This window comes from Kineococcus sp. R86509 (genome assembly GCF_042466365.1).
Classification (GTDB): Bacteria; Actinomycetota; Actinomycetes; order Actinomycetales; family Kineococcaceae; genus Kineococcus.
The window spans coordinates 561,738-575,364 of sequence record NZ_JAXHCE010000001.1 but is presented as its reverse complement, the minus strand read 5'-3'; the positions used below and the strand labels follow the sequence as shown (position 1 = coordinate 575,364).

13 protein-coding genes are annotated in these 13,627 nt (G+C 74.0%); all 13 read left to right on the top strand.

The annotated features are described in order from the left end of the window. Window positions 1-130: 130 nt before the first annotated feature. The 13 genes from SJY07_RS02825 to SJY07_RS02765 all read left to right on the top strand — a co-directional run bounded on the left by SJY07_RS02825 (window position 131) and on the right by SJY07_RS02765 (window position 13,627). On the top strand, window positions 131-478 hold the full coding sequence (locus SJY07_RS02825) for a tetratricopeptide repeat protein (RefSeq protein ID WP_328295742.1): 348 nt from the start codon (window positions 131-133) through the stop codon (window positions 476-478). Then, on the top strand, window positions 475-1,572 hold the full coding sequence (locus SJY07_RS02820; protein WP_380156893.1) for an HAD-IIA family hydrolase: 1,098 nt from the start codon (window positions 475-477) through the stop codon (window positions 1,570-1,572). The genes SJY07_RS02825 and SJY07_RS02820 overlap by 4 nt, the downstream gene beginning before the upstream one ends. Before the next feature lie 10 nt (window positions 1,573-1,582). Continuing rightward, window positions 1,583-1,780 (top strand): hypothetical protein, encoded by a 198-nt coding sequence (locus SJY07_RS02815; protein WP_380156892.1) that lies wholly within the window; start codon window positions 1,583-1,585, stop codon window positions 1,778-1,780. A gap of 2 nt (window positions 1,781-1,782) precedes the next feature. Continuing rightward, window positions 1,783-2,595: a TlyA family RNA methyltransferase gene (locus SJY07_RS02810; protein WP_380156891.1), complete on the top strand. Its 813-nt coding sequence runs from the start codon at window positions 1,783-1,785 to the stop codon at window positions 2,593-2,595. Continuing rightward, entirely contained in the window at window positions 2,592-3,530 is a 939-nt protein-coding gene (locus tag SJY07_RS02805) for an NAD kinase (protein ID WP_380156890.1), read from the top strand. The genes SJY07_RS02810 and SJY07_RS02805 overlap by 4 nt, the downstream gene beginning before the upstream one ends. A 16-nt stretch (window positions 3,531-3,546) precedes the next feature. Beyond that, window positions 3,547-5,364, top strand: coding sequence for a DNA repair protein RecN (gene recN, locus SJY07_RS02800; RefSeq protein WP_380162117.1), 1,818 nt, complete (start codon window positions 3,547-3,549; stop codon window positions 5,362-5,364). Between the two features lie 18 nt (window positions 5,365-5,382). After that, on the top strand, window positions 5,383-6,603 hold the full coding sequence (steA, locus tag SJY07_RS02795; protein ID WP_328295748.1) for a putative cytokinetic ring protein SteA: 1,221 nt from the start codon (window positions 5,383-5,385) through the stop codon (window positions 6,601-6,603). Window positions 6,604-6,670: 67 nt separating this feature from the next. Beyond that, window positions 6,671-7,639, top strand: a complete 969-nt coding sequence (locus SJY07_RS02790; RefSeq protein WP_380156887.1) for a copper transporter — start codon at window positions 6,671-6,673, stop codon at window positions 7,637-7,639. Beyond that, window positions 7,636-8,496 carry a hypothetical protein gene (locus SJY07_RS02785; RefSeq protein WP_380156885.1) on the top strand — a complete coding sequence of 287 codons (861 nt, stop codon included), beginning with the start codon at window positions 7,636-7,638 and terminating at the stop codon, window positions 8,494-8,496. Before SJY07_RS02790 ends, SJY07_RS02785 begins: the two co-directional genes overlap by 4 nt. After that, on the top strand, window positions 8,493-10,112 hold the full coding sequence (gene murJ / locus SJY07_RS02780; protein ID WP_380156883.1) for a murein biosynthesis integral membrane protein MurJ: 1,620 nt from the start codon (window positions 8,493-8,495) through the stop codon (window positions 10,110-10,112). Before SJY07_RS02785 ends, murJ begins: the two co-directional genes overlap by 4 nt. A 16-nt stretch (window positions 10,113-10,128) precedes the next feature. Beyond that, window positions 10,129-11,187, top strand: a complete 1,059-nt coding sequence (locus SJY07_RS02775) for a glycosyltransferase family 4 protein (RefSeq protein ID WP_380156881.1) — start codon at window positions 10,129-10,131, stop codon at window positions 11,185-11,187. Window positions 11,188-11,237: 50 nt separating this feature from the next. Next, the gene (locus SJY07_RS02770) at window positions 11,238-12,956 is read left to right on the top strand and encodes a CTP synthase (RefSeq protein WP_328295753.1); all 1,719 of its coding nucleotides are present in this window, start codon (window positions 11,238-11,240) and stop codon (window positions 12,954-12,956) included. Continuing rightward, window positions 12,953-13,627 carry an NUDIX hydrolase gene (locus SJY07_RS02765; RefSeq protein ID WP_328295754.1) on the top strand — a complete coding sequence of 225 codons (675 nt, stop codon included), beginning with the start codon at window positions 12,953-12,955 and terminating at the stop codon, window positions 13,625-13,627. The genes SJY07_RS02770 and SJY07_RS02765 overlap by 4 nt, the downstream gene beginning before the upstream one ends.

The window sequence follows — 13,627 nt, the reverse complement described above, 5'->3', positions numbered from 1 at the left end:
GTCGTCGACCGTTCCACCCCTGATCGCGAGGAGGTCCACCGTGTCCCATAGCTCTCCCGAGGGAGACGGAGACCGCTCGAGCGGGCGTCCCAGTGGGGGGACCTACGAGTGGCTCCACCGCGGTCTGGCCTTGCTCGCAGCCGGTGAAGCCGCGGCGGCGGCGACGTTGCTGGCCCGGGCCCACGGCGAGGAACCGAGCTCGACCGGAGTCCTGGAGGCCCTGGCCAGGGCCCAGTACGACTCCGGTGACGTGGCAGGAGCGGCGCAGTCCTTCCGGGACCTCGCGGTCGCCCGGCCGGCCGACGACTACGCTCACTTCGGGCTGGGTCTCTGCCTCAGCCGCCTCGGACGGTTCGGCCTCGCAGCCGAACACCTGGCCATGGCGCACGCCATGCGTCCAGACCGTCCGGAGTACGCCGACCGCCTTCGACAGGTCCGCGCCACGATCGCGGCGCGCCAGATCCCGGGGAGTCCGTGAGCACCACCCTGTCCGCCAGCACCGGTTCCCTCCTCGACGACCACGACGTCCTGTTGCTCGACCTCGACGGTGTCGTCTACGTCGGGCCGGACGCCGTTCCGCACGCCGTCTCCGCGCTCGAGGTCGCCGTCGCGGCGGGACTCCGGCTGGGGTTCATCACCAACAACGCCTCCCGCACCCCGGCGACCGTCGCGGGCCACCTGCGCGACCTCGGCGTCCCTGCCGCCGATGAGGACGTCGTCAACTCCGCGCAGGCCGCCGCCGACCACCTGGCCGCCGAACTGCCTCCCGGGTCGGCGGTGCTGCTCGTCGGGGGCACCGGACTGCGCGTGGCGCTGGAGGACGTGGGACTGCGCCCCACCGAGAACCGCACCGAGGCCGTCGCCGTCGTCCAGGGGTTCTCCCCGGACCTGAGCTGGGCCCAGCTCGCCGAAGCGACCCACGCGGTCCGCTCGGGTCTGCCGTGGGTCGCGACGAACCTCGACGCGACGGTGCCGACCCCGGGAGGCCCCGCACCGGGCAACGGGCTGCTGGTGGACCTCGTCGCCCGCGCAGCGGGGCGGGGCCCGGACGTCGTCTGCGGCAAGCCGGAGCGCGCCCTCTTCGACGCGGCCGTGCAGCGGTTGGGGGCGAAGAACGCCCTCGTCGTCGGGGACCGCCTGGACACCGACCTGCAGGGAGCGCGCACCGCCGGCCTCCCCGGTCTGCTCGTCCTCACCGGCGTGACCGGGGTCGGGGAACTCCTCGCGGCGAAACCGCACGAGCGACCCGGGCACGTCAGCCACGACCTGCGGGGCCTCGCCGACGTCCACCCCGCGGTGGAGGTCGTGCAGCGCCCCCACGGAGTCCTCGCGACCTGTCGTGACGCGCGGGTCGAGGTCGATCGTGGGTCGCTGGTCGTCCGCGCCGGGGAGGTCGGTCCGGACGGGCTCGACGTGCTGCGGGCGGCTGCCGCAGCCGTCTGGGCCGGCGTGGACGGGGGGCTGGACGTCGACCTCGCCGCCGCGGTCGAGGCGCTCGACGGACTGGTCGAACAGCCGGTCGAACGCGCGGCTGTGGACGACGTCCCCGAGCGCGTCGGACCGGGCTTGTAGCGTGGCGCCCGTGATGAACCCCGAGGACGTTTGCAGCCAGGCGCCGAAGCCCGGTCCGTCCCCGCGCTCGACTTCCCACGACGAGGCGCTCGACCACGCCCTCGCCCGGCTCGACGGCCTCGAGGCCGTCAGCGTCCACGACCACGTGGACGTCTACACCGCCGTCGACCTCGCCCTGCGCGAGCGGTTGGCTGCGACGGAGGGATGACGGTGGCCGTCCGCAGGCTCCGCCTCGACGCGGAACTGGTGCGTCGAGGTCTGGCCAGGTCGCGTGAGCACGCGAGCGAACTGGTGACCGCGGGTCGCGTGCGCGTCGGCGGCGCGACCGCGGCCAAACCCGCGACCCAGGTCGACGTCGCCGCCGCGATCCTCGTCGAGGAGGTCACGGCCGAGGACGAGTACGTCTCCCGGGGTGCCCACAAGCTCGTGGGCGCCCTCGACGCGTTCGCCGTCGACGTCACCGGGCGTCGCTGTCTCGACGCCGGGGCCAGCACCGGCGGTTTCACCGACGTCCTGCTCCGGCGGGGCGCCGGGCACGTCGTCGCGGTCGACGTCGGCTACGGCCAGATCGCCTGGTCGCTGCGCACCGACGACCGCGTGACGGTCGTGGAGCGCACCAACGTCCGCACCCTCGAACCCGAGGTCGTCGCTCCGGCGCCCTCGCTGGTCGTCGCCGACCTGTCCTTCATCTCCCTGACGCTCGTCCTGCCCGCGCTGGTGCGGTGCGTCACTCCCGAGGCGGAACACGTGCTCATGGTCAAACCGCAGTTCGAAGTCGGCCGCGACGCGCTCGGCGCGGGAGGTGTGGTCCGCAGCGCTGAGCTGCGTGCCGGCGCGGTCCGGACGGTCGCGGCGGCCGCGGCCACCCTCGGCCTGGGGGTGCGCGGCGTCGCCGCGAGCCCGCTCCCCGGCCCCTCCGGCAACGTCGAGTACTTCCTGCACCTGGGTGCGGGTGCGCCTGCCCTGGATGAGGACGACCTCGCCCGGGCGATCGCCGAGGGCCCCCAGGCGGGGTTGTCGTGACCGGGCGACAGGCTGTCGTCCCGGCGGCGGAGCGTTCCGTCCTGGTGCTCGCCCACACCGGTCGCTCCGAGGCGGTGTCCGCGCTGACCAAGGTGGTGCACCGCTTCCACGAGGCGGGGATCCGCACCCTGATGACCCCGGACGAGGCGTCGGCGTTGAGCGTCGACGACCGCGCGCTGGTCGAGGAGTGCGACCTCGAGGGTGCCGTCCTCGGGGCCGAGATGGTCATCGTCCTGGGCGGGGACGGCACGATCCTGCGGGCCGCCGAGCTCGTCCGCGGCACCGACACGACACTGCTCGGGGTCAACCTCGGCCACGTCGGCTTCCTCGCGGAGGCCGAACGCGAGGAGATCGTCGGGACCGTCACGCGGGTCGTCGCGGCCGACTATCGCGTCGAGGAGCGCATGACCCTCGACGTGCAGGTCGTCCTCGACGGTCAGGTCGTGGCCTCCTCGTGGGCGGTGAACGAGGTCTCGGTCGAGAAGGCCAACCGCGAGCGGATGCTGGAGCTCGTCGTCGACGTCGACGGTCGACCACTGAGCACGTTCGGCGCCGACGGGGTCATCGCAGCGACACCGACGGGCTCGACCGCCTACGCGTTCTCCGCCGGGGGCCCCGTGGTCTGGCCCGAGGTCGAGGCGCTGCTCGTCGTCCCGATCAGCGCGCACGCCCTCTTCGCCCGGCCGCTGGTCATCGCCCCCACCTCCGTCGTGGGGATCGAGGTCCTGCAGGGGATGGGTGACGGCGGGGTCCTGTGGTGCGACGGTCGACGGACGTTCGCGGCCCCGGCCGGTGCACGCGTCGAGGTCCGTCGCTCGCCCCAGACGATCCGGCTGGCGCGGCTGAGCTCCGGCAGCTTCACCGACCGGCTCGTGGCCAAGTTCGGCCTGCCCGTCCAGGGCTGGCGGGGTCCGCGCTCGAGCGAGGACGGGTGACGGCGTGATCGAGGAGATGCACATCCGCTCCCTGGGGGTCATCCGCGACGCGCGGCTCCCCCTGGGGCCCGGGCTCACCGTGATCAGCGGGGAGACCGGCGCGGGCAAGACGATGGTCGTGACCGGTCTCGGACTGCTCATGGGGGAGCGCGCCGACGCCGGAGCCGTCCGCGCGGGCGACGACGCGGCCGTCGTCGAGGGCCGGATCCAGGTCCCCGAGGACGGTGCCGTCGCGGCCCGCACCCGCGAGGCGGGCGGCGAGGTCGACGAGGGTGAGCTCCTGCTCGTCCGGACCCTCTCGGCGACCGGTCGCAGTCGGGCCCACGTCGGTGGTCGCAGCGCACCCGTCGGGGTGCTGGCCGAGATCTCCGAGCACCTCATCGCCGTACACGGTCAGACCGACCAGCTCCGACTGCGCTCGGGGGCGCAGCAGTTGCGCGTGCTGGACGCCTTCGCCGGAGCGGTCGTGGCGAAGGACCTCGCCGAGTACCAGCAGGTCCACGCCCGCTGGCGGACCCTCAGCGCCGAGCACGACCACGTCGCCGGCCACTCCGCCGAGCGGGCCCGCGAGGCGGAGCTGCTGCGACTGGGCCTGGAGGAGGTGGAACGCGTCGATCCCCAGCCCGAGGAGGACGTCGCGCTGCGTGAGGAGTCCGATCGCCTCGCCCACGTCGAGGTCCTCCGGGAGGCCGTCTCGACGGCTCACGAGGCGCTCACCGGAGAGGCCAGCGGGGGAGACGGAAGCGGGGAGGGCGGGGCCGACGCACGGGTCGACAGCGCCCGTCGCGCCCTGAGCCAGGCCGGCGATCACGACCCGGCGCTGTCCGGGTTCGCGGCCCGCGCCGGGGAGGTCTCCTACCTGTTGGCGGACCTCGCGACCGAGGTCGCGGCCTACGCGCAGTCCCTCGAGGCCGACCCGTTGCGCCTCGCCGTCGTCCAGGAACGCCGTGCGCTCCTGACGTCGCTGGTGCGTCGCTACGCGACCGACCCCTCCGAGGGGGTCGCGGGAGTGCTCCGGTGGGCGGGGGGCGCGGCGGAGAGGCTGCTCGACCTCGACGACGACGGCCGGCTGGAGACACTGGCCAAGGAACGCGACGAGCTCGAGGGACAGTTGCGCGCCCTGGCCGCTCGACTCAGCGTCGCCCGCCGGGCCGCCGCGTCGACGCTGGAGGAGCGGGTGGCGAGCGAGCTCACCGCGCTCGCCATGCCCAGCGCGCGCATCGAGGTCGCCGTCCACACCGGCCACGACCTCGGACCGTGGGGTTGCGACAGCGTCGAACTGCTCCTCGCCGCGCACTCCGGGGCGGCCCCACGACCGCTGTCGCGCGGTGCCTCGGGCGGTGAGCTGTCCCGGGTGATGCTGGCCCTCGAGGTCGTCCTGGCCGGGACCGACCCCGTGCCGACCATGGTCTTCGACGAGGTCGACGCGGGTGTGGGGGGCCGCGCCGCGGTCGAGATCGGCCGACGGCTGGCACGGCTGGCGCGCACGACCCAGGTCGTCGTCGTCACCCACCTCGCCCAGGTCGCGGCCTTCGCCGACAGCCACCTCACGGTCGTCAAGACCGACGACGGCAGCGTGACCGAGTCCGGGGTGGTGCGTCTCGACGACGAGGGACGGGTCACCGAGCTCGCCCGGATGCTCTCCGGCAGCGGGTCGGGGACCGCCCGCGCGCACGCCGAGGAGCTCTTGAACTCCTCGCGTGCGGAAGCGGTGCAGGAGACCGGGGCCGGGCGCACGAGCAGGTCACGTCCGGCGCGTGCGGCACGGGGCGGTCCTGCACCCGTGGGACGATCGAGCACTGCTGCGCGGAAGCCGCGCGGGCGTGCGACGTAGGGGTGGAGGAGTTCGACGGTGATCAGGCGGCGACGAGCGCGCGGTGACGCGGCCGGAGCCGAGTCGAACGGGACGACCGGCACCCTCGACGTGGTGAAGGGGACGGCGCGGGTGGACCGCCGGACCAAACGGCTCACCAAACGCCTCAAACCCGGGGACGTCGCCGTCATCGACCACCTCGACCTCGACCGGGTCTCCGCCGAGGCGCTCGTCGCCTGCCACCCGGCCGCGGTGGTGAACGCCTCCCGCAGCACCTCCGGCCGCTACCCGAACCTCGGACCCGGAATCCTCGTCGACGCCGGCATCCCCGTCATCGACGAGGTCGGGGACGACGCCATGACCGCGCTCGTCGAGGGCGCGAAGCTCCAGCTCGACGACGACGTCGTCCGCGTCGACGGGCAGGTCGTGGCCCGCGGACGCCGGTTGACCCCCGAGGTCGTCGCCGCGGACATGGAGGTCGCTCGCGCGGGTCTGTCGTTGCAGTTGGAGGCCTTCGCGGCGAACACGATGGAGTACCTGCGCCGCGAGCGCGACCTCCTGCTCGACGGGGTCGGGGTGCCCGACATCCGCACCGACCTCGACGGTCGCCACGTCCTCATCGTGGTCCGCGGGTACCACTACAAGGAGGACCTGGTCACGCTGCGGCCCTACATCCGCGAGTACAAGCCGGTCCTCATCGGGGTGGACGGGGGCGCCGACGCGATCCTCGAGGCCGGGTACAAACCTGGCCTGATCGTCGGTGACATGGACTCCGTCTCGGACGCGGCGCTGCGCTGCGGCGCCGAGGTCGTCGTGCACGCCTACCGCGACGGGCGTGCGCCCGGTCTGGAACGGGTCCGGTCGCTGGGCATCGACGCGGTCGTCTTCCCCGCCACCGGGACCAGCGAGGACGTCGCGATGCTGCTCGCCGACGACAAGGGTGCGACGCTCATCGCCGCCGTCGGCACCCACGTGACCCTCGTGGAGTTCCTGGACAAGGGCCGCTCGGGCATGGCCAGCACCTTCCTCACCCGGTTGCGCGTCGGCGGCAAGCTCGTCGACGCCAAGGGGGTGTCCCGGCTCTACCGGTCCCGGGTCTCCGACTCCCAGGTCGTCGTCCTCGTCCTCTCCGGCGTGCTGGCCCTCGTCGCCGCGCTGCTGGTCACCCCGACGGGCCAGGCGATCCTCGCGGTCACCGGTGCCCGCTTCGAAGACCTGTGGGCGGGGTTCCTCGGCCTGCTGCCGGGGGAGGGGCCGTGACCGGCGCGTCCCGCCGAGGGCGCCTGGACCGACTGCACCGCACCACTTCTCGACGACAGGATGCCCAGTGATCGACTTCCGATACCACGTCGTCTCGCTGGTGTCGATCTTCCTCGCGCTCGCCGTCGGGATCGTCCTGGGCGCCGGTCCGCTGAACGAGGGCATCTCGACGGGGATCACCGACCAGGTGAAGCAGCTGACCGCGGAGAAGAACCAGTTGCGCTCTGAACGCGACGCCGCGCTCACGGCCACCAAGGCGCAGGACAGCTGGGCCGAGGCTGTCACGCCGGCGTTGGTCGCCCGTCAGCTCGGTGGTCGCAGCGTCGCCGTCGTGGAACTCCCCGGTGCCGACTCCAGCCAGGTCGACGCCACCGTCGACGTCCTGGAGCAGGCGGGTGCGATCGTGTCCACGCAGGTCACGATCCAGAACAGCTGGATCGACCCCGCGAAGCAGAGCGACCGCGACGACGTCGCCGACGAGCTGACCGGTCAGCTGACCACGGCGCCGGCCACCGACGCCGGCACCGAGGACGTGCTCGCCGCGGAACTGGCCCGGGCCCTCGTCACCACCGAGCTCGCGCAGACCGGTCAGCCAGACGAAGGCGGTGCAGCGGTGCTGAAGACGCTGACCGACGCGGGCCTCGTCGAGGTCGACGGCGGAACCGACGCGAGCGGTCAACGGGCGACGCTCGCCCTGCTCGTCGGTGGGGCGCCCGACTCCGACGCCACCGACGCCCAGGTCACCAAGGACGACGCGGCCTGGGTCGCGCTCGCCCGCGAGCTCGACGCCGCCAGTGCGGGCGCGCTGCTCGCGGGTCCGCCCGAGGCGGCCGCCGACGGTGGACCGGTCGCGGCGCTGCGTTCCGACAAGGACGTCGCGGCCACCGTCAGCGGGGTCGACGACCTCGACTCCCCGATCGGGCGGGTCAACGTCGTCCTCGGGCTGCGCCAGCAGCTGTCCGGAGGCGCGGGCCAGTACGGGACCGCGGGCTCCGCCGACGCCGTCTCCCCGCAGCTGCCGGCGGCACCGCAGTGAACGGCGCCTCGACCCCGCGCTCCGCGCTGGCGCTCACCGCAGCCCGCGGGGCGGGTCGCCGCCTCGGCGCGCTGCTGCGGGACCACCCGCCGGCGGGGGCAGGGCGTTGGGACCGCCGGAACCACCGCGGAGCAACCGTCACCCTGCTCGAGGGGCCCACCGCGGCCCTCGCCGTCGCCACCGGGTCGTTGGCCTCCCGACCGCCGTACCGGGTCGCGGGAGTCGTCGCGGCCCTCGGTGCGGGGGCCTTCGGCGCGTTGGACGACCTCACCGAACGGGCCGGGGACCGGGACGCCGGTGCGCGTGGTCTCCGCGGTCACCTCGAGGCGCTGCGCCGGCGTCGTGTCACCACGGGGGCCTGGAAGGTGCTGGGCATCGGCGCGACCGGGCTCGCCGCCGCGGTGGTGGTGGACCGGCCCCGCACGGCCGGGCAGGTGGTCAACACCCTCGTCGGTGGTGCCTTGGTGGCGGGCAGCGCCAACCTGCTGAACCTCTTCGACCTGCGTCCGGGGCGTGCGGTGAAGGTCGCGACGGTCGTGGCCGTGTCGTTGGCCGTGGGAGCCTCCGGCAGTGCCGGCGCGGCGGCGGCCCGCCCCTGCGCGGCCGCCGTCCTCGGCGCCTGCTCGGCCGTCCTGCCCGACGATCTCGCCGGGCGCAGCATGCTCGGCGACACCGGCGCGAACGCCCTCGGCGGGGTCCTCGGCGTCGCCGCGCTCGCCCGGTGGGACCGGCCTGGTCGCTGCCTGGCCCTGGCCACCGTGGTGGGGCTGACCCTGGCCTCGGAACGGATCAGCTTCAGCCGGGTCATCGAGTCCGTGCCGGTGCTGCGGGAGCTCGACCGCCTCGGCCGTCCGTGACGCCGAAGGTCCGCTCGGTCGCCGCCGCCGCGGCGTCGGTCGCCCTGCTGACGGTCTTCGCCCGCCTCGCGGGGTTCGGCCGGATCCTCGCCTTCAGCCAGACCGTCGGTGACACCTGTCTCGGCACTGCCTACCAGACCGCCAACCAGGTCCCCAACGTCCTCTTCGAGGTCGTGGCGGGAGGGGCGCTGGCGGGGGTCCTGGTGCCGCTGCTGTCCTCCCGGCTCGCCTCGGGGGACGAGCGCCAACGTGCCGACGCGTCCCGGACGGCGTCGGCCGCGCTCACCTGGAGCGTCCTCGTCCTCGTCGTCGTCGCCGGGCTCACGGCGTTGCTGGCGCGGCCCGTCATGGGGCTGCTGCTGCGTGGCGGCTCCGTCGAGGGGTGCGGGGACTCATTGCTGCGCACCGGCACCGTCATGTTGTGGGTCTTCCTGCCGCAGGTCCCGCTGTACGCCGTCGCCGTCGTCTTCGCCGGGGTCCTGCAGGCCCAGCAACGCTTCACCGCCCCGGCCGCCGCGCCCCTGGTCTCCAGCCTCGTCGTCGGCCTCGCCTACCTGGTCGTCGGCTGGATGGTCCCGGCCGCGGTCGTCCGCGGGAACCTGGCCGCGGTCCCCGACCGGGCCGTGGCGGTGCTCGCCGGGGGGACCACCCTCGGGGTCCTCGTGCTGGCCCTCGCGCACGCTCCGGCCCTGCGCAGCGCCGTCCGCTGGCGCCCGACCCTGCGCCCGACCCCCGGCGACGGGTCCCGGTTGCGCTCGCTGGCCCTGTCCGGACTCGCCGTCCTGCTCGCCCAGCAGGTGGTGACCATCGCGATCACGGTGGCCGCGAACGACGGCGCGACCGGTGCGGTGAACCGCTGGAGCTACGCCTGGGCGATGTTCCTGCTGCCCTACGCCGTGCTCGCCGTCCCCGTCGCCACCGCCGTCTTCCCACGCCTCTCGCGCGCTGCGGAAGGGGCCCACGAGGACTTCGCGACGATCCTCGCGCCCGCGGTGCGCGTCGTCCTGCTGGTCAGCTCGCTCGGGGCCGCTGCCCTCGCGGCCGTCGCCGCGCCGGTCGCCGTCGTCTTCGTCGCGAGTCGTGTCGGGTCCGGGCAGTCCGGGGACCTCGCGGCGGCACTGGTCCTCTTCGCGCCGGGACTGCTGGGGTACGGACTCGTCGCCCTGCTGACCCGGGCGCTCTACGCCCTCGGCGAGGGGCGCTCCGCGGCGGCCGGCACGGTGGCCGGCTGGGTCGTCGTCCTCATCGGCGTCGTCGTCCTGCCGGCGGTGCTGCCCGACGAGCGCGTCGTGAGCGCGCTCGCCCTCGCGCACACCCTCGGGCTCACCGTGGCCGGGGTCCTGCTGCTGCGCGCCGTCCACCGCGCAGCCGGACCCGGATCCCTCACCGGGCTCGTCCGCGTCGTCGTCGCCTCGCTGCTCTCGGCGTTCGCGGGCGGGCTCGTGGGCGGGCTGGTCGGGGCCCGGGTCGGCGTGCACGGGATCGCGGGCGAGGTCGCCCTCGGCGTCGGCGTCGGCGTGCTCGCCGTCCTCGTCTGGGCGCTCGTGGCCCGGTTCACCGCCCCCACCGACGTCCGTGCGCTCACGGGCACCCTGCGGCGCGTCGTGCGCCGCTGAGCCAAGGAGAACCCTCGTGTCGAACGGTCCCGTCGTGTTCGTCCTCGCCAGCAGCGCCGGAGGAGTCGGCCGCCACGTCGTCCAGCTCTGCGCCGGACTGCGCGCGGACGGCGTCGACGTCCGTGTCGCGGCGCCCGCGGAGACGTTGCGGCGCTTCGCCTTCGACGCGGCGACCACGGCCGTGGAGATCGGTGCGAGCCTCGACCCGGTCCGGGACCTGCGAGCGGTCGCGGCGCTGCGTGCGGCGCTGCACGCGGTTCCCGGGGCGCTGGTCCACGCCCACGGGGTGCGGGCCGGGCTCGTCGCGGCGCTCGCGGTCGGGCGACGGACCCCGTTCGTGGTGACCCTGCACAACGCCGTCCTCGGTGCGGGGCCGCGCGCGCGGCTCGGCCTGGGCGTCCTGCGCGTCGTCTGCCGTCGGGCCGACGTCGTCCTCGGGGTCTCGGAGGACCTGGTGCAGATCGCCCGGGCCCTGGGGGCGCGGACCGCCGAACGGGCCCTCGTGCCCGCACCGGAACTCCCGGCGGGGGAGGCGACCCGGGGGCGCGCCGTCCTGGGGGAGGGCCCGGTGGCCCTGGCGGTCGCGAGGCTCGCCCCGCAGAAGGGGCTGCCGACGCTGCTGGACGTCGCCGACCGGCTCACCCTCGGGCGCATCGTCGTCGTGGGGGAGGGGCCGCTGCACGACGAGCTCGCGGCCCGGGTCCGCGACGAGCGGCTCCCCGTCACGCTGGTCGGTCGACGCGACGACGTGGCCGACCTGCTGGCCGCCGCCGACGTCGCCCTGAGCACGAGCCTCTGGGAGGGCCAGCCGGTCTTCGTCCAGGAGGCCCTGCGGGCGGGGGTGCCGGTGGTGGCGACCGACGTCGGTGGCACCCGGGAGGTCACGGGGGACGCCGCCGTCCTGGTGCCCGTGGGAGACCCCAGGGCGTTCGCGGACGCCCTGGACGCCCTGCTGGGTGATCCGGCTGCGCGGGAGGACCGTGGACGCCGCTCCGCGGCCCGTGCGGCCCGGCTGCCGGACGCGGCGGCGGCGCTCGCCCAGGTCCGCGGGGTCCACGACCGTCTCCGGTCCTGATCGCGCGGCGCGGCGGCGAGGAGGCCGTGCGTCCGGTACGCTCGAACTCCGTGGCGAACCGCAGCACTCCCGAGTCCCCCACCCAGCACGTCTTCGTGACCGGGGGTGTGGCCAGCTCCCTCGGGAAGGGGCTCACGGCCTCCAGCCTCGGCCGACTCCTCCGGGCCCGTGGCCTGCGGGTGGCGATGCAGAAACTCGATCCCTATCTCAACGTCGACCCCGGCACGATGAACCCGTTCCAGCACGGCGAGGTCTTCGTGACCGACGACGGTGCCGAGACGGACCTCGACATCGGCCACTACGAACGCTTCCTCGACGTGCGTTTCGACGCCTCCGCGAACGTGACCACCGGCCAGGTGTACTCGTCGGTGATCGCCAAGGAACGTCGTGGCGAGTACCTCGGCGACACCGTCCAGGTCATCCCGCACATCACCAACGAGATCGTCGACCGGATGCGGGCCCAGGCCCGCGACGACATCGACGTGATCATCACCGAGGTCGGCGGGACCGTCGGCGACATCGAGTCGCTGCCGTTCCTCGAGGCCGCCCGCCAGGTGCGGCAGCGCCTCGGCCGCGACAACGTGTTCTTCGTCCACGTGTCCCTGGTGCCCTACATCGGTCCCAGCGGAGAGCTCAAGACGAAACCCACCCAGCACTCCGTCGCGGCCCTGCGCAGCATCGGCATCCAGCCCGACGCCATCGTCTGCCGCGCCGACCGGGAGATCCCCGAAGGCGTCAAGCGGAAGATCGCCTCCATGTGCGACGTCGACGACGAGGCCGTGGTGGCCGCGATCGACGCGCCCTCGATCTACGACATCCCGAAGGTCCTGCACCGCGAGGGTCTCGACGCCTACCTCGTCCGCAAGCTCAACCTGAGCTTCCGCGACGTCGACTGGACCACCTGGGACGACCTGCTGCGTCGCGTGCACAACCCGCGTCGCCACGTCGAGATCGCCCTCGTGGGCAAGTACATCGACCTTCCCGACGCCTACCTCTCGGTCACCGAGGCGTTGCGCGCCGGTGGTTTCGCCGAGGACGCGAAGGTCGACATCCGGTGGGTGGCGGCCGACGACTGCGCCACCCAGGAGGGTGCGCAGAAGCAGCTGCACGGGGTCGACGCGATCTGCGTCCCGGGCGGTTTCGGGGTGCGCGGCATCGAGGGCAAGCTCGGTGCGCTGCGCTGGGCCCGCGAGAACGGTGTCCCGACGCTCGGTCTCTGCCTCGGTCTGCAGTGCATGGTGATCGAGTACGCGCGCAACGTCGCCGGCCTGCGGAACGCGAGTTCCACGGAGTTCGAGCCCGACGCGAAGCACCCGGTCATCGCGACGATGGCCGAGCAGCGCGAGATCGTCTCCGGTGACGGCGACATGGGCGGCACCATGCGCCTCGGGTCCTACGAGGCGGTCCTCCAGCAGGGTTCCGTCGTGGCGACCACCTACGGCAGCGAGCGGATCTCGGAGCGCCACCGTCACCGCTACGAGGTGAACAACTCCTACCGCGACCAGCTGTCGAAGAAGGGCCTCGTCTTCTCGGGCACCTCCCCCGACCGCGAACTCGTCGAGTTCGTGGAACTGCCCGCCGACGTCCACCCGTACTACGTCGGGACCCAGGCCCACCCGGAGTTCAAGTCGCGCCCGACCCGGGCGCACCCGCTGTTCTCCGGTCTCGTCGCGGCGGCTCTGCGTCGTCAGCGCGAGGGGCAGCTCATCGACGTGGACCCGCAGCCCGCGGAACCCGTGACCGAGCAGCTCTCGGACGTGACGGCATGAGCTTCCCGGAGGAACTGCAGGTTCCCCTCGTCGACGGGGCGGAGCTGTCGGACGCACCGGCGCAGCGTCGCCTCGCGGGCAGCGAGGTCGTCTTCGCCGGGCACGTCTGGGACGTGGTGAGCGAGACGGTGGAGCTCACCGACGGTTCCCCGGTCGTGCGTGACGTCCAGCGCCACCCGGGTGCGGTGACCATCCTGGCTCTCGACGACGACGAGAACGTCCTGTTCATCAAGCAGTACCGCCACCCGGTCCGCCGGGAGTTGTGGGAACTGCCGGCCGGGCTGCTCGACGTCGCCGGCGAGGCGCCCCTGCTGGCGGCGCAGCGCGAACTCGCCGAGGAGGCCGACCTCGTCGCCTCCGACTGGGCCGTCCTGGTGGACTGGTTCAACTCGCCGGGAGGTTCCAGCGAGGCGAACCGCGTCTACCTCGCCCGCGGGTTGTCCGCGGTGGCGCCGGCGGACCGGCACGTGCGCGAGGACGAGGAGAAGGACCTCGTCCCCGTCCGCGTCCCGTTGGCTCAGGCCGTGGACGCGGTGCTCTCCGGTCGTTTCGCGAACCCGGGCAGCGTCATCGGGGTGCTCGCCCTGCAGGCGGCCAGGGCGAGCGGCCTGGACGCGCTGCGCCCGGCCGACGCTCCCTGGCCGACCGGGCTGCTGCGACCGCAGGGGTAG

What these genes read in the sequence shown, in the direction of transcription:
- recN (WP_380162117.1), top strand. Translation starts at nt 3,547, where the DNA reads ATGCACATCCGCTCCCTGGGGGTCATCCGCGACGCGCGGCTCCCCCTG.
- SJY07_RS02765 (WP_328295754.1), top strand. Translation starts at nt 12,953, where the DNA reads ATGAGCTTCCCGGAGGAACTGCAGGTTCCCCTCGTCGACGGGGCGGAG.